Consider the following 16444-nt stretch of genomic DNA (forward strand, 5'->3'; position numbering starts at 1 on the left):
ATAATTTCAGTAGCGCCACTGTTATTAGCCAAAGCTATCACGCTGAAAAATACGTTTTATTTTTTAATAAAATCAAATGATTATTTGAAAAACCGGATGATATGATAGAGAAAAGTAGATATAAGAATTAATTATGAAGAAAAATTACCAAATCATCAAAGCACTAAATGAACTTTTAACACCATTTGATAAACATGCTCCCGGTGTTGTCTATATGGCCAAATATGACAATGGCTTAATCTATCAAGATTCTATAGGATTAGCTTGTTTAGAATCGCATAAACCCCTTTCAATAGACAGTGTATTTAATATTGCTTCAGTTTCAAAACAATTCACTGCATTTACAATCCTATTGTTAGAAAATGATGGTTATTTATCGTTAGATGACTCAATCGTAAAATTCCTTCCTGATTTAGGTAGTTACGCAGAGCCTGTTACTCTGCGCCACTTAATCTATCATACTGGCGGATTAATTGATTATATGGAGCTAGCTGAATCGATTGGTATTAATGAACAAGATCCATTAACAATTGAGCAATCATTGCATCACTTATATGCTCAATCTCAATCTGTATTTGTGCCAGGAACAGTATTTGAGTACAGCAATACTGGATACTTTTTATTGGCACAAGTGGCTGAAAAAGTAAGTGGGGTGAAACTGAGTGAATTCAGTCAAGAACGTATTTTCAAACCACTAGGGATGAAAAATACATTCATTGTTGATGAATATCCAATAGCAGTCGAATTTGCACGAGCATATAGTCAAGAAGGTCAACTTTTTGAATCGCCATGGACACATACAGGTGATGGGGCGGTACACTCAACTGTTGGAGACCTGATGCTATGGGGCGAAAATTTATCTCACGGTAGGGTTGGAGGAGAATCATTAGTCCAACGCATGACTCAAACATTACCAAAAACAACATCTACTGGAGATATGGTTAAAAACCATGAACCTTATGCATTTGGTTTAGAGCACCACAATCACTTAGCAGAGCCGAGTTTGGAACATGCCGGCGGATGGGCAGGCTACAGAGCTTATTTTATACGTTTGCCAAATTCACGTTTAACTATTGCTGTTTTGAGTAATCAGGAACTTATTGATACTCAAGCGTTAAGTTATAATATTGCTGATATTTTGCTAAAAGAAAAGTAACTATTTTATTGTTTTTTGTGATGAATAATAACTAGTTCCTAAAAAACTGACATAAAAGACAGAAAGTTTTTCTGTCTTTTATAAGAAATGAAATTATTTTAATTCACTAAAGTTCTGTTGACGGATTTTAGTAATATTCTCGTTAATTTGATGACGTAACTTATTGGCAAATAGTGATTTATCTTCATCACTGAGTTTCTGTGAATGTTGTGCAAAGAAGCTGTCAGGGTCATCAAATAGACCAAAATCCTGTATGATTCCTGCACGCTGGATATAGGTATCATTATTGCCGTTCCATTCAATCGGCGGGCTTTGTAACTCTTCAATGGCTATACCGTAACCAATAAATACTCCATTATGATGCGTGTATTTTTTTTGCAATGCAGATAAGTAAAGCAAATCAAGAATAACGCCTTCGAAGTTATACCATTGCCCATCTATATAGGCTTCAACCCAAGTATGAGAAATTTCTTTAGGCATTCTCTCATATAGAGTTCCGTTCATAATTCCTTTTTGGGGGTTTGCGCCCAATTCAGCGAAAAGTTCCACGAATGAGAATAAATTAATTAATTTCAATATATTACAATGAAATTCATTCTATAAATTTTATCTCTTTCGATACTTTCGATATTGTGTGTCTAGAACAACCGAGCAAATCGACAATATAGTTATAGCTTTTGTGTTCCCTGAGAAGACCTTCGATTTTTTGGTGCAGGTTCTTATCTATCGGTCGGCCTTTGTATTTACCTTCCTGCTTGGCTTTCTTTACCCCCTGAGCCTGACGACGACGCCTGTCTTCGTAATCTTTTCTGGCAACTGCCGCAAGCATATCAAGCATCATATTGTTTAACGCAGCCAGCATACGTTCAGTGAATTCGTCTGTCTTCTTCATGAATTGGTGGCTGGTTGGAAGATCCAGAGAAACGACCTTCAGTCCCTTATGGTTAATCATATATTTTAGTTTTTCCCAGTCAGCTGTATTCAACCGACTGAGCCGATCAACTTGTTCAACCAAGATCACATCGCCCGGCATAGCAACATCAAGTAAACGAAATAATTCTGGGCGACGGAGTTGGGCACCGGATTCATTTTCTTCGAACCAGCAAGCAACCTGAGTTCCCAATCCATTTGCAAACTCAATCAGCTCATCTTTTGCCCTTGAAGCATCCTGTTCATCGGTTGATGCCCTCAAGTATCCGTAAATCCGCACAGGGGTTTTCATCAGTTCACTATACATGGTGTCATTATTTTGGTGCATTATACCTTGTTTTGAGGTATTTTCTGCACCGTATTTCGCCAGTGTATTAAGAGTACACCCTATCAGCACTCGCCGTGAACGTTTTTGACAACCTCTTTTGGTAAAAAGATCTATCAAGGAAAAACATGCAGCCGACGCGCCCAAGCCGGATACAAATTCTTAAAACCGATGAAATTGATGAGCTGTATCGCCGACCGCAATTCAGTCAGACAGAACGTGAAGAATATTTTGCCCTGAATGACACACTTCTTGAGCACATCCGCGCAATGGAGAAACTCGAAAACCGTATTTATTTCATTCTCTTTATTGGGTATTTCCGAGCTAAGCCCGTTATTCCCAAATTCCATTTGAAGGACGTCAGACCGGATGTTCAGTATATTTGCCAGACCTACTTTTCAGGTGCAAAACCACGATACACTGAGTTGGTCAAATCAACCCGATCCCGGTTAATCAGTCAGGTTCTGGCCTTGCTTAGTTTTGAGCAGCTAACATCCTCCATGACTGACAATCTGGTCTTACGTCTCCAGGATGTCGCAACCATCTATACTGATCCCCGATACATGTTCGATGAATGTATCGCATTCTTTAGTCAGCAGCGTATTGCCCTTCCGGCATACAGTACTATCCAGACGCTTGTCACTCGGACACTCAGTGCCGAAAGAAAGCGAACCGAAGCCATTCTGTCCCGACAAATGTCGGAAAATACGGTTCACACCCTACAGAGCATCATGGCAGACAAAGGACTGCTTAACAGCCTGTCCGGAGATAAGGGATCAGCCCGCAGCTTTTCGCCATCAGAACTGGAGCGTGAGCTGAATACGCACAGAACCATAAAAAGTATTTACCCTGAATTAAAATCTCTGCTCGAGGCTCTTCGATTATCCCGTGGAAACATGCTCTATTATGCCTCCGTTGTAAGGCACCGTTCAGTTTATAAGATCAGGCGAATGCCCAAGTGGCAGGGGCTGCTCTATCTGAGTTGTTATCTCTTTTTTCGATACCGGGAAAACAATGACAGGTTGGTGACCGCATTTTGCCATCTTGTAACAAAACATCATGAATCCGCAAAAACGTTTGCCCAGCAAAAAGTCGCTGAAGAACTGGAAGTGGTCAGAAATAAGCTTAAGTATGCCGGCAACGTTCTGAGCTTATTTGTTGATAATACACTCAGTGACAGTGTTCCGTTTGGTGAAATTCGTAAGCAGGCATTTTCACTGATTGATGAAGCTGATATGAGAAAAATCAGCCAGCATCTTTGTAAGGAGAACTTTGATCTGGTTGACTACCAATGGCAATACACCGACAAACACGCCCGCAGAACATCAAACTCTCTGCGCAAACTGTTCAGGGCTATCGATATTGAGTGTTCCCCTGACCAGCCTCTGATGGCTGAACAAATAACCAGGGCAAAAGCTGATCTGGACAAGCACAAACGGATCACGTGTGTGATGCAGGAATTCATCCGCCCACGCGACCGGCGTTATCTTCTTGATGGCGATGACGTCCATCTCCAGCGGTTTGAGTTCTATTTGTATCACCGGATTGATCATATGATCAACAGCGGCAGGATCTATGTGAGTGAGAGTGAAAAGAATAAACGTCTGGAAGATGACCTTATTCCGGTGGATGTCTGGGTGACGGAAAAACCAGAGCTGATTGAGAAAACAGGACTTAATCGTCTTAGTGATCCCATTAACCAGACGCTGATGCAGTTGGAAATGAGGTTAAATACCTTGCTTGATCGCGTAACAGCTAACATTAATGCTGATGCCAATGATTTCGTAAAGTGCCAGCCCCGCTCTAACCGTCTGACATGGAGTCTGGCGAACCGTCGCTGGAAAACTGGTATTGACAACCCGGTTTACAGCCAGCTCAAGCACAAAGGAATTATTGAGATCATGAGTTACGTCAACCGCAAAACAGGTTATCTCAGCGCCCTTGAAAACATAACAACCTATAAGAAAGAGTCAGAGGTACGGGAAGGTGATTTGATAGCCTGTATTTTCGGCAACGGAGCAAACTATGGCCTGCATCGAATAGCCGCCGTTTCCGATCGCAGCGTAGGAGCACTCCGGGCTGTCAATGATAGTTATATCCGGCCGGAAACGACCCATGCCGCCAATGATATTATTTCTAATGCGATCGCCCGCTTATCCATATTCAAGTATTACACCATCAATGAGGCCGCACCTTTTGGCAGTATCGATGGACAAAAACACGGTTGCCGGATAAACACATTCAAGGCTCGCTTTTCTGCCAAGTATTTCCGCAAAGGTAAAGGGGTATCAGCATTATCGCTGGTCGTCAATCATGTTCCAATCAATACTACCGTGAACGCCCCGAATGAGTTTGAGGGGCATTTTGCTTTTGACCTGCTCTATAACAACAGCAGTGATATCCAGCCGCTCTCGGTTTCGACGGATAATCATGGGATCAATAATGTCAATTTTGCCTTGCTGGATATTTTCGGTTACCAGTTTGCCCCTCGTTATGCCAAGTTCAAAAAAATCTTTGAAGAATTGTTCGATATCACCTTGCTGGGTGAAAAACTCCATATTTCTTTGAAAAAACCGATAAAGAACAAGTTAATCATGGATGAATGGGAACGTATCCAGCATATTGTTTGTTCATTGAGCCGCAAGGCAACCAATCAGAGTATCGTGGTCAGAAAGCTGTCAAATGGCAAGAGAACTCACTCGACGTTGTCTGCCCTACGTGAGTATGACAGGTTAGTTAAATGTATCTATTTGCTTGAATACATGGACAACCAGACACTGAGACAGTTTGTGCAACAGGCATTGAATCGGGGAGAAGCCTATCATCAGCTCAGAAGAGCCATCGCGTCTGTCAATGGAAATCAGTTTCGAGGCGGAAATGATTATCAGGTTGAACAATGGAACGATTGCGCCCGTCTGATTGCCAATTGCATTATCTACTACAATTCAGCCTTGTTATCCGGACTGGTAGAACGATTTGAAAAACAAGGTAACAGTGAGGCAATTGAAATACTGGCCAATCTCTCCCCAGTGGCCTGGAGCCATATCCAGTTGGCAGGGAACTACATCTTCGCAGAACAAAGCGACACATTCAGTCTTGACAGTCTGCTAGAAAATGTAGACCCGCTGCTCGAATCAAAGATGGATGATAGTGATGAGTATGATGTTTACGAGGAAGCAGGCTGATCATTTTCATTTAGGATTTTGAAATAATTAAATAATTTTAACATCATGGAACTTTTCGCTGAATTGGGCGCAAACCCCCTTTTTGTAAGATTTTATCGATAGTGAAACCATGTAAACGACAAGGTATTTTAAGTGCGCGCAACAGTGCCATAAATAAGATAGATTTTGTATTACATTGGCCATAACCAGACGACAAGATTGATGATGCAGTTAATGAATCATCTTCATTAAAACCAAATTTAATGTCATTACGGACAAAATTATAAACAGATTTGACTTTCTCACTATCAGAAAGTGATCGCCAATGACGTGATTCAATTAATTGCTGGATACTCTCAGCCTCAAAATCTAACAAATGTGTTTCTACTAAATACCTATCCATCATTATTCTCCTACTGCTTGAGTAGATAACAATGTAGGAGATTTATTCCTCTGGAACTTTCAAAAATTGGCTGACATGTTTGGCAAAGCTTGGTTTTATTCCCATTAATTTCCGACATGTGGCAGATAAATGAGAAGGGGAGTCAAAACCACATTTCAGTGCGGCATCAGTGATGCGATTGCCTTGTGCAATCAGCCAAAGGGCACGCATCAAGCACTGAAAGAGCAAATAACTTTTTAAACTACTGCCGGTCATATCTGTAAAAAGATGAGATAAGCGGCTTTTAGATAAATAAATAGCTTTTAATAGTGAATCTTGTTGAGCAGTAAGTTCATTTGCCGAAGAAATTGTTGTAAGCACCTGTTGAATACGTTGATCATTGATCTCATGGATAAGATAACAGTGATTAATTGCTAAGATAGCAAGCAGTCTTTTCCACACTGTGTTATAGTGCGAGACGTCCAACTTTCCATTTTGAAGATTTTCCGCGTTAAGGGATAACGCTTCTGAAATGAAGTCAGAAAAACAAGAAAAAGGTTTGTTTTCTGATAAATATTGATGCTGCAAACAATATGCTAGTGATGAAGTATGATTAATTAATATTATCCAAAATGGCTGTTGAACTAGAGAAATTGTATGCATTACTTTGCTATTAATTAATATAGCTTTACTAACAATAGAGTTCTCTTCAATATTTATTGAAATAGGTTGCTGAGTTTGAGATATAATCAGATGTAAAAAAGCATGACGATGAGCAGATGTACTTATATTCTCACTTATCAATGACAGATGATCTTCCGCAATGACTGCGTTGGTTGTCATCTTTCCTCCTTATGTCCATTCTGGCTGTTTTTTCACCATCGTTGCTGTATATTAGCTAAAAATATGAAGTTTAGAAGGATTTTTTATGTCTATATGGGTAGATGCTGATGCATGTCCTAAGGTTATAAAAGAAATATTATATCGTGCAGCAGAACGTGAAAAAGTACGAATTACATTTGTGGCAAATCAACAATTAAATGTACCTGCATCCGTTTTTTTACATACGTTGCGAGTTCAAGCTGGATTTGATGTTTCTGACAATGAAATTGTTCGTCGCTCAAAAATCGGTGACTTAGTGGTTACAGCAGATATTCCTCTTGCTGCTGAAGTGATCGAAAAAGGTGCAGTGGCACTCAATCCGCGCGGTGAGCGTTATAGTGAGGCGACAATACGTGAACGCCTAGTCATGCGTGATTTTATGGATACGATGCGAGCGAGTGGAATTCAAACACGAGGGCCTGCTACGTTAAACCAGCGTGATCGCCAGCGGTTCGCAAATGAACTCGATAACTGGTTATTGCAACAAAAAAGTATCCTTAAATGAAAGACGACTCAATTCCTTTCTTTTTCGTCACACTGTCATAATCGAAGAGGGAACTACACTGGCAAACATCTTCTCTGCGTAGAGCCGTGGGAGGATTTGTTAACAGCCGCTCGCTAAAGAGTCAGAATATGGGAAGCTAGTTCATGTTTGTATTTTCTTTATTTAACATAATATAGATTATGAGAACCATAGATGTAATAGCAAAGTTGTAATGTAAAATACAGGGATAAAAGCTAAAAATCTGGGAGGCCTGGCGTTTTTCTCCGGCCTCCTCTTTAACGGTAGTGTATATATCATGTGATATCAAAACGAAACTATATCTGCCGGATTAATTGTGCTCATTACCCCCAGAGCACCTTTAATTAATGGGATAGCCATCGGTGAGAGATAAGAACCTAGCGGAATTCTCGTGTGGTGGATGCTGGTAAGCATAGTAAAGTCCTGGTTGCGCCCGGTGAAATCGTCGCTGATGGCTTTGCCAATGCGTACTGTTTGTGCCACCCCATGTCCGCTCCAGCCATGAACCATATACACAGGGATGCTGTCACCACTTTTACGGGCATCAGTGGCACCGTTCAAGGTCAGATCGCTGATCCCACCCCAAGAATATTCCAGTTCGGGATCCTCCAGATGCGGGAATACAGTTCTGATACGATCGAGCAAGTAGTTATTCACATCACGCGGTGACCAGGAGTTGCCTGTACCCTGCCCACCGAATAACAGGCGATTGTCACGCACCGCACGATAATAGTCTATCTGTAACTGTGTATCGTAAACTGGTAAATCTGATGGGATCAGTTCTTTAATATCCACTGGCAACGGCGGTGTTACCGCTACATAAGTGAAAAAAGGTACTGTCGTGGAAGGGCCTGAGATAAACTCATCCGTGGAACTATGCACCCCCAGTACCACGGCTTTATTCGCTCTGATAACTCCCCGTTCAGTTTCTATGACTGTGCTGCGGCCATCTTGCTTAATACCTTTCACTTTTGTACTGTCATAGACTCGTCCCCCCAGTCTAACAAAGCCATAAACCAGACCTCTTAGCAGAGCCAGAGGTTGAACTTGGCCACCGATATCATCGATATTGGCACCATGATAGATACTCGAACGCACATATTCTTCCTGCAATTCGTGTGATCCAATAACCTTTACCGCCCTATCTCCCAGTTGGCGACGGGCATCAGCATTAGCTACTAATGGCCCCATGTGACCTGGGTGTATTGCTGCGGTGATATGACCATATTTGCGGTCACATTCAAAGCCGTAACGCTCGCGGAGCTCATCCACAAGATCCATCGCTTCAATCGATGCAAAACGCCATAAACGTTTGGCTTCATCGGGTGAAAATTTTTCTAGTATGGTTTCCGCATCCCAACGGGCAATGCCAGGAGTCATCTGTCCTCCATTACGGCCAGAAGCTCCCGAACCAATGTTATCCTTTTCAACCAGAATCACATCCACGCCAGCTTCAGCAAGATGCAATGCAGTGGAAGCACCCAATAACCCACCGCCAATAACTACAACCTCGCAATTCTGGTCGCTGGAAAAGCTGCCAAAAGCCGGCCAGTCAGCCAGTGAAGCCTCATAATAGTTAGTTGGCATGACGTTGGTAGCCACGTCTCTATGCCAATTCCAGATACGCGGCTCCAACCCTAACAGACTGGTTCTGTATTGTGCATCTTGCAACAGTATTGGCCGAAGTTGGTCAATATTGATGACCGGAGCATCAATTGCAGTTAAGGTTTGTGCGAACAAAGATGTAGTAGGAAGTATGGATGAAAGTACTCCTGCCCCTACGAAGGTTGCGGCAGTAGAGATAAAATCTCTTCTGTTCATTGCCATTTCAGCACTCCTTTATGACCTGAAATTATCCGTTAGCCCCTGGATTGGGGTATTTATTGCTATCCGACTGCCCTTTTAAAGAGGCGAGGATCAATAAAATAACAGTGCCAACAAACGGAATAAGATGTAACAGTAGCCACCAGGCACTACAGTTGATATCGTGCAGACGGCGAGCACTTACTGCTAACGTCGGTAAAAATGTGATCAGTAGATAGATAGCACTGAACCACCCCATATAAATTTCGGGATTGGCAACAGCAAACAGCCTTTCCAGAAAAGAGATGATGAAAACAGCAAGGATCTGAAATAGAAAGAAATACCAGAATTCCTTACGCTGAGCCCGTCCCCGAAAACAGGTATAATTCTTTAGTACATTTAAATACCAGTACATTGTTGTCCTCTCTTATGAACCAGCACGGGTTCCTCCCTGCCGCTACGAGCATATCCTTCCTTGGATATCCCCAGTTAAGCGACAGAGTAACTCATATTATTTTCCCTCTTTACAGTTCAGATCGAGCAGCACAGATTTCAGAACATTGAGAGCTTCGTCAAAAACATCACTTTGTATGGTCAGCGGCGGAAGGAAACGGATCACATTGCCATGTACACCACACGTCAACAGAATCAGACCTCGCTCCAGTGCTTTCTGACGCACTAAGTTGGTAAAATCGGCATCAGGCCCCTGACTGTCCGCACGGTTAAACTCCACCGCAATCATCAGCCCAATCCCACGCACATCAGCAATCTGTGGGACATGAGGTCTCAGTTCATGCAAACATTGCTTTAGCCGTTCTCCCAATTGCACCGCACGCTCAGCCAGCATCTCTTCTTCGATCACATCCAGCACCGCATGACCAGCCGCAATCGCCACCGGATTACCTCCATAAGTTCCCCCCAAACCTCCTGGTACTACGGCGTCCATGAGTTCTGATCGTCCCGTTACAGCCGCCAGAGGAAATCCCCCTGCTAAACCTTTTGCCATCGTGGTCAGATCGGCTGCAACTTCATGATGTTCCATAGCAAACAGTTTACCCGTACGTGCGAAACCAGTCTGAATCTCATCAGCAATGAGTACAATACCGTAGCGATCGGTAATTTCGCGTAAGGCTTTGAGTAGTTCGGGAGGTGCAGGATAGAAACCGCCTTCGCCTTGTACCGGTTCGATGATGATGGCAGCAACGCGCGTGGGTTCAATATCGGTTTTGAAGAGATTCTCTAACGCATTCAATGTATGTTCTACGCTGATACCATGCAATCCTACCGGAAACGGAACACGGTAAATGTCACTGACTAGCGGACCAAATCCCATTTTGTATGGTGCAACTTTGCCTGTTAATGACATACCCAGGAAGGTACGGCCATGAAAAGCGCCGCTGAAAGCCACTATACCACTGCGTCCGGTAGCAGCACGTGCGATTTTTATGGCATTTTCTACTGCCTCAGCCCCAGTAGTAACAAAGACAGTCTTTTTCGCAAAATTACCCGGCACCAGATGATTCAGTCGTTCGGCTAGCGTTACATAATTTTCATAAGGCACTACTTGATGACAGGTATGAGTAAATTGTTCCAACTGCTCTCTGGCTGCGGCGATGACGCGCGGGTGACGATGGCCAGTATTCACTACGGCGATACCGGCAGCAAAATCAATATAACGTTGCCCCTGAGTATCCCAGATTTCGGCATTTTCCGCATTTTTAACATAGATTTGCGTGGTTACGCCTACGCCTTTTGCGATAGCCGCACTGCGCCTTTTAGCTAACATAGATTCAACCATAAATAAAAACTCCTGAGTAATTTGAATAAATAGGCTTCAGCAGACAAATTCCCTGAGTGATTCAGTATGTGATGACGGTAGAATAATCAAACGCAGTGAAAGTGTTTCACCACTGACTGACTGGTTAATATCTTGATTTTTCAATAGTGAACCTGAACGCACTCCTGGCACTGTTGAAGTCACGACACGCGCATCGTCATTAATAATTAATGCTGGTTTACCGATAGCACCCAAAATCGGCAAAAGTAACCGATCCAGTGTCGAGACCAGAATATCCACCGCCGCAACACCAGCAAACTCCTTACCGATAAGTACCGGATGAGCTATCGTAATCGTGTAAGCGCCATTACAGACATAATCCACATAAGGGCCGTCAATAACAGGAAGATGGCGACTGGCTGGTTGCCTGAACCACTCAAATAATCGGAAATCTAGACGTCTGCGTTGCTCTTGATTTTGCTCCAACTGCGCGTACTGAATGATATTTCCTTCCTGACGCCACCACTCCAGTGTCCAGTAATCACTCTCCTTCTCAACCGTCTTCGTTACCGTGTAGCTGGCAAATCCCGCCCCATTGCACCAGACGTTGTGATGTAGTACTTCATGAATATGTTTTTGCAATGCGTTGCGTTGATCCTGCGCCAAGCGGATACCTTCTGTACGATATAACGGCAGCTCTAATAAAATACGCGCTGTCCTATCCGCTAAAGTTGCAGTGGCTCGCTGAGCCGCGACAAGGATATCATTCAGGATACTCCTGGCGCGTTCTGCATGTATGTCGTTGTACATATATCCCCCAGTGATGAATGCGACCCATTACTTACGATAAGATCCCTGCAAGAATGGCGCATCTGTATCCATACGCAATTTGCATTCAAGCAGGCGGTCAGTAATTTGGGTAATCATCTTCTGTGCAAGCTGGTAGCAGGCGAGGCTATCCCCCTTATACAGAGCGGCCAGAAGTGTATTCCAGGCAGAGGCAACTTCACTATGAATGGCATCTTCTCGGTACAAAATCACCACTAAAGACAGCCATTCAGCCTGAATCTCCAGTTCTTGATTGGCAAGCCTGGCTGACTGTGCCTGAGATGCCAGGGTTAACAGACAACGCATATCTGTCTGCATACGGATATCCGGCTGCGTTGCGGCAGCAAAATTTTCAATCAATTGCCCAAGCTTTTTCAGTTCACCTGGAGTTGAACGTTGAGCCGCAAGCCTCGCGCTGTGACCAATCACTGCACAGTGAAATTCGCTGAAATCCGCCAGTTCTCCCGAAGCCATCATCCGCAACGGGTGATATTTCTGCATTGTCTCAATAGAAACCTGACACACAAAACTACCGCCATGGCGTCCTCGCCGAGTATCGATCAACTGTCTGGCACGCAGCGTGTTCAGGGCGTCACGAACAGTTACCGGTGAAACACCCAACAACCGCGATAATTCGTTTTCATTAGGTAACTGCTCATCGGCTTGTAATATTCCTGAGATAATCGCGTTACTTAAACGTTCCACAACCTGTTCGGTTCTGGTTGCCTGATCGAGAGGTGCGTAGACGATGGAATATGCCGTCATTCTCTAATTCCTGATTGAAATAACGCTGGATTTCAACATGTCTGAAAACAACACTAAAAAATGCCGTGGCAATGCAGCGCTTGTGCATCCTCTGGTACTGGTGAGATAGCATCCCAAAGTTCAGCCACTTTGCCGTTCTCGACGCGCCATAGCTCAAAGTAGCTATGACGTGTTCCGGCAATATTCCCCTCTGAATGAGTCAGGACAAACTGCCCGTCAGCTACTGTACGGTGTATTTTTGTATAATGCAGTCCCCTTCCTTCATCTTTAAGTTGCTTAAGAAACGCAACGACTGCGGCCGTACCGTCGGGAATATCGGGGCTATGCTGGCGAAATTCTTCACCATTGGTATAGTTTCCGAATTCATCATAGTGCCCTTCGATCAAGGTTCGCGTGAAAAAATTAACGACCAGTTCACGATTCTTCTCTTTGTCACGGCTATGACCTGTTTCAGTCGGACCATCTAACTGAGTTCGGCCACTGGCGTTGGGCATGGACTGCGGTACTAACCCATCCCAGTGTTCCATAATTAAGCCATCAGCCACGCGGTACAAATCGAAACCAACCAACGGCTGATCGTCTAGCCCCGTGAAACAACCGTGGATAGCAACCAAATCGCCGTCCTGTAGTACGCGAGATGTCTCATAATGCAGTGCAGGATGTGACTGAACCAGCTCACGCAGTCCGACAAGACCGTCTTTAATCAACGGGGAATGCTCGATGAAATCCGGCGCAAAGTAACGTTCAAGCGCTCCCACATCACGGTCAGTAAACAGCTTGTAGTGCGCATGTGATACCAGATCGCGCGAAGATCTATTTTGATTCATTGTGGGTGTCCTTGTATCAATCGTTGGAACTCATCACATGTTTAATGCGTGTATATTCTTCGAAACCATAAGCCGACAAATCTTTCCCGTACCCAGAGTTTTTGAAGCCGCCATGTGGTGCTTCTGCTGTAAGGGGAATATGGGTGTTAATCCAGACAGTTCCAAAATCAAGCTCGCGAGACAGGCGCAATGCCCGACCATGGTCACGGGTCCAGACGCTGGAGGCCAACCCGTATTTCACATCGTTAGCTTTCTCTATAGCTTCCTTTTCGGTTGAAAACTTCTGCACTGTGATGACAGGGCCAAAAATTTCGGTCTGAATCACTTCATCGTGCTGTTCCAGACCGGTAATCACCGTAGGTTCAAAATAATATCCTGAACGATTGGCATGACACCCTCCCGTTTCAATACGAGCATGAACGGGAAGACGTGCAATAAACCCCTTGACCTGCTCCAACTGACGAACATTATTAAGCGGCCCATACAGCGCATCTTTATCTTCGGGATTGCCAAAACGGGTAGCTTTAGCTGCCGCCACCAATTTAGTGACAAAGATATCGTGAATAGATTCATGTACCAGTACACGTGAAGCCGCCGTACAATCCTGACCAGCGTTAAAATACCCAGCAGTAGCAATAGTTTCCACCGCTTTATCCATATCCGCATCGGCAAAAATAACCACTGGTGCTTTACCACCTAGTTCCAAATGCACTCTGGTGAGATTGGCCGCCGCCGAAGAAGCAACCTGCAAACCTGCACGTGTAGAACCAGTGATAGAAACCATGGCTGGTGTTTTATGTGAAACGACTAAGGCACCTGCACTGGCATTACCCAACACGACGTTGAAAGTACCGGTAGGGAAGAACGGAGCGGAAAGTTCAGCCAGCAACAGAGTGCTCTCTGGCGTGGTATCACTCGGTTTAAGCACTACTGTATTACCTGCTGCCAACGCAGGCGCAACCTTCCACACCGCCATCATCAACGGATAGTTCCACGGGGTAACCTGCCCCACTACACCTAGTGGTTCACGCCGAATACTGGTAGTCATATCAGGGAGATACTCAGCAGTGGCCTTTCCTTCTAAAAAACGAGCCGCACCGGCGAAGAAGCGAATATGATCGACAGACGTTGCAACTTCTTCGGAAGCAATCAGGTGCTTGAGCTGCCCTGTATTACGGCTTTGCAATTCAATCAGACGTTCAGCATTTTTTTCTATCGTATCAGCCAGCGCTAACAACGCGCGCTGACGTTCAGAGGGTGTGCTGCGCCCCCATATTTTAAATGCCTCTTTAGCCGATGCATATGCATCATCAACATCCGCCGCGGTCGCGTTAGGAGAACGCGCATAAGATTCACCCGTGACCGGACTCACCAGATCAAAATATTCGGAACCTTTAGTTTCAATATACTGACCATTAATGAAATGTCTTAGCGTTGGTATCGGCATGGTTACTTCCTCTCCTTATGGATTAAATGGATAAAATATAACCTATGATTTAATATATTTAACGGTTGCATTTTAGTCAAATTTGTAGCAAAAGTGTAAAAATTTGAGTGAAGTTATATACATACGTGTAACTTTAAGTGTTCTCGTCAGAAAAAAATATTCAAATCTGTGAGAAGGATCGAAAATTACATATTTTACGGGCTGGATAGATAGAGACATCGTCGGGCGGTGAAAGACAGGTGATTGGGTTAGCGCGTTTGTGCTTATCCAGATCTGTATTTAAAATTCTAAAAATTTTAAATTACAGTTAAATTATTTATTTAAAAAACAGTTGGTTATAAATAAACTTATAATTTATTCTTGACTAATAAGAAACAACTTTTTCTACTAATATGGATATTAGGATAATAAATTGTAGATAAGAGGATAATTATGATTGTTTTTGTGACAGGGGCAACTTCTGGTTTCGGTGAAGCAATTGCAAGAAAATTTATCAAACATGGTTCTATCATTATCGCAACAGGTCGCCGTAAGGATAGATTAGATCAGTTGCAAAATGAATTGGGTGAAAACTTCCACCCCATCCAACTTGATGTGAGAAACCGCATTGCAATCGAGAAAACAGTTCTGCAACTACCAGATAGCCTACGTAATATAGACGTTCTTGTGAACAATGCAGGGCTTGCGTTAGGGTTAGAACCAGCTCACCAAGCTAACCCTGATGACTGGGAAACAATGATTGATACCAATACGAAAGGATTAGTGAACATGACACGGGCTTTGTTGCCTAATATGATGCAAGCTAATCATGGGCACATTATCAATATTGGTTCCACCGCAGCAAGCTGGCCTTATGCTGGTGGTAACGTATATGGTGCGACTAAAGCCTTTGTCAAACAATTTAGTTTAGGGTTGAGAGCCGACCTACATGGAAAGAATATTCGAGTCACCGATATTGAACCTGGTTTGGTTGGAGGAACGGAATTTTCTCATGTTCGCTTTAAAGGTAATAAGGGGAAAGTTGATAAAACTTATGCAGGTGCTGATGCATTGACAGCAGATGATATTGCAGAAGCAGTATTTTGGGTGGCTAACTTACCTTCTCGCGTCAATATTAATACATTAGAAATGATGCCAGTTTGTCAATCGTTCGCGGGTTTAAATGTATATAGAGACTAATGTTTTTTGGCAGTTCCATTAAATGGTTTAGTCTTATAGTTTAAGTAACATAGTAAAAGAGGCTCAGAAATGAACGTTCGTTCTTTGATTATTAAAAGTGTTTCTGCCACTGCTCTGGTGTTTTCTCTCTTCTGGCAGACATCCGCGTTTTCTACGCCTTGTGCGTCAGAAAGCACGTGTGTAACCACCATCAATGGCGGAGAAAATTCCTTGAGCAAAGAAATAGCTCGTCAAAGCAAAGAAGAATGGAATGAACAGAGAAAATTGCGCCAGAAAGTGGACGACCGTAAAGAGAAAGAGTTTGATAAGTACGAGATGGAAGTTGATAATCGTGAAGCCTGTTTGAAAAGTGCCAATATTGATGCATATTGGGAGCCAGGCACGAAACGTTGTCTGGATATCAATACAGGTCGCCCGATTAAACCTTAATAAAGTTCACACCGACATCAAGATAAG

General features: G+C 43.4%; 16 protein-coding genes. 5 read left to right on the top strand and 11 right to left on the bottom strand.

What is annotated here, in order from left to right:
• The first annotated feature begins 133 nt into the window (after positions 1-133).
• Positions 134-1156, top strand: a complete 1023-nt coding sequence (locus Xish_RS16700) for a serine hydrolase domain-containing protein (RefSeq protein ID WP_099118953.1) — start codon at positions 134-136, stop codon at positions 1154-1156.
• A 93-nt stretch (positions 1157-1249) separates the two neighbouring features.
• On the opposite strand, the gene Xish_RS16705 is transcribed toward Xish_RS16700, so the two are convergent.
• A complete protein-coding gene (locus Xish_RS16705) occupies positions 1250-1660 on the bottom strand; it encodes a hypothetical protein (protein WP_141554000.1) in 411 nt (136 codons plus the stop codon).
• A gap of 88 nt (positions 1661-1748) precedes the next feature.
• Entirely contained in the window at positions 1749-2414 is a 666-nt protein-coding gene (locus Xish_RS16710; protein WP_244186200.1) for a recombinase family protein, read from the bottom strand.
• A gap of 125 nt (positions 2415-2539) precedes the next feature.
• Between Xish_RS16710 and Xish_RS16715 the strand changes: the two genes are divergently transcribed.
• On the top strand, positions 2540-5596 hold the full coding sequence (locus Xish_RS16715) for a Tn3 family transposase (RefSeq protein ID WP_099118955.1): 3057 nt from the start codon (positions 2540-2542) through the stop codon (positions 5594-5596).
• Positions 5597-5639: 43 nt separating this feature from the next.
• On the opposite strand, the gene Xish_RS16720 is transcribed toward Xish_RS16715, so the two are convergent.
• Together Xish_RS16720 and Xish_RS16725 are read right to left on the bottom strand one after the other, a co-directional pair.
• Positions 5640-5981, bottom strand: a complete 342-nt coding sequence (locus Xish_RS16720) for a transglutaminase-like domain-containing protein (RefSeq protein WP_208614863.1) — start codon at positions 5979-5981, stop codon at positions 5640-5642.
• 39 nt (positions 5982-6020) lie between these two features.
• Positions 6021-6800, bottom strand: coding sequence for a helix-turn-helix transcriptional regulator (locus tag Xish_RS16725; RefSeq protein WP_099118957.1), 780 nt, complete (start codon positions 6798-6800; stop codon positions 6021-6023).
• A gap of 85 nt (positions 6801-6885) precedes the next feature.
• Between Xish_RS16725 and Xish_RS16730 the strand changes: the two genes are divergently transcribed.
• Complete coding sequence (locus Xish_RS16730) at positions 6886-7344, top strand: YaiI/YqxD family protein (RefSeq protein WP_099118958.1); 459 nt, start codon at positions 6886-6888, stop codon at positions 7342-7344.
• 303 nt (positions 7345-7647) lie between these two features.
• Here the strand turns inward: Xish_RS16730 and Xish_RS16735 are convergent, their stop codons facing one another.
• The 7 genes from Xish_RS16735 to Xish_RS16765 all read right to left on the bottom strand — a co-directional run bounded on the left by Xish_RS16735 (position 7648) and on the right by Xish_RS16765 (position 14809).
• Entirely contained in the window at positions 7648-9189 is a 1542-nt protein-coding gene (locus Xish_RS16735; RefSeq protein WP_099118959.1) for an NAD(P)/FAD-dependent oxidoreductase, read from the bottom strand.
• 25 nt (positions 9190-9214) lie between these two features.
• Positions 9215-9580 (bottom strand): DUF805 domain-containing protein, encoded by a 366-nt coding sequence (locus tag Xish_RS16740; protein WP_099118960.1) that lies wholly within the window; start codon positions 9578-9580, stop codon positions 9215-9217.
• A 96-nt stretch (positions 9581-9676) separates the two neighbouring features.
• Complete coding sequence (locus Xish_RS16745; protein ID WP_099118961.1) at positions 9677-10963, bottom strand: 4-aminobutyrate--2-oxoglutarate transaminase; 1287 nt, start codon at positions 10961-10963, stop codon at positions 9677-9679.
• Between the two features lie 36 nt (positions 10964-10999).
• The gene (locus Xish_RS16750) at positions 11000-11752 is read right to left on the bottom strand and encodes a cache domain-containing protein (protein ID WP_099118962.1); all 753 of its coding nucleotides are present in this window, start codon (positions 11750-11752) and stop codon (positions 11000-11002) included.
• A 27-nt stretch (positions 11753-11779) separates the two neighbouring features.
• Complete coding sequence (locus Xish_RS16755) at positions 11780-12535, bottom strand: FadR/GntR family transcriptional regulator (protein WP_099118963.1); 756 nt, start codon at positions 12533-12535, stop codon at positions 11780-11782.
• 53 nt (positions 12536-12588) lie between these two features.
• Positions 12589-13362 carry a nuclear transport factor 2 family protein gene (locus Xish_RS16760; RefSeq protein WP_099118964.1) on the bottom strand — a complete coding sequence of 258 codons (774 nt, stop codon included), beginning with the start codon at positions 13360-13362 and terminating at the stop codon, positions 12589-12591.
• Between the two features lie 16 nt (positions 13363-13378).
• Entirely contained in the window at positions 13379-14809 is a 1431-nt protein-coding gene (locus Xish_RS16765) for a gamma-aminobutyraldehyde dehydrogenase (RefSeq protein WP_099118965.1), read from the bottom strand.
• Between the two features lie 432 nt (positions 14810-15241).
• Here Xish_RS16765 and ydfG point away from each other — a divergent pair, with 432 nt between their 5' ends.
• Positions 15242-15988: a bifunctional NADP-dependent 3-hydroxy acid dehydrogenase/3-hydroxypropionate dehydrogenase YdfG gene (gene ydfG / locus Xish_RS16770; RefSeq protein WP_099118966.1), complete on the top strand. Its 747-nt coding sequence runs from the start codon at positions 15242-15244 to the stop codon at positions 15986-15988.
• A 69-nt stretch (positions 15989-16057) separates the two neighbouring features.
• Positions 16058-16417, top strand: coding sequence for a DUF1283 family protein (locus tag Xish_RS16775; protein WP_099118967.1), 360 nt, complete (start codon positions 16058-16060; stop codon positions 16415-16417).
• The last annotated feature ends 27 nt before the right edge of the window (positions 16418-16444 follow it).

Source organism: Xenorhabdus ishibashii, from assembly GCF_002632755.1.
Classification (GTDB): Bacteria; Pseudomonadota; Gammaproteobacteria; order Enterobacterales; family Enterobacteriaceae; genus Xenorhabdus; species Xenorhabdus ishibashii.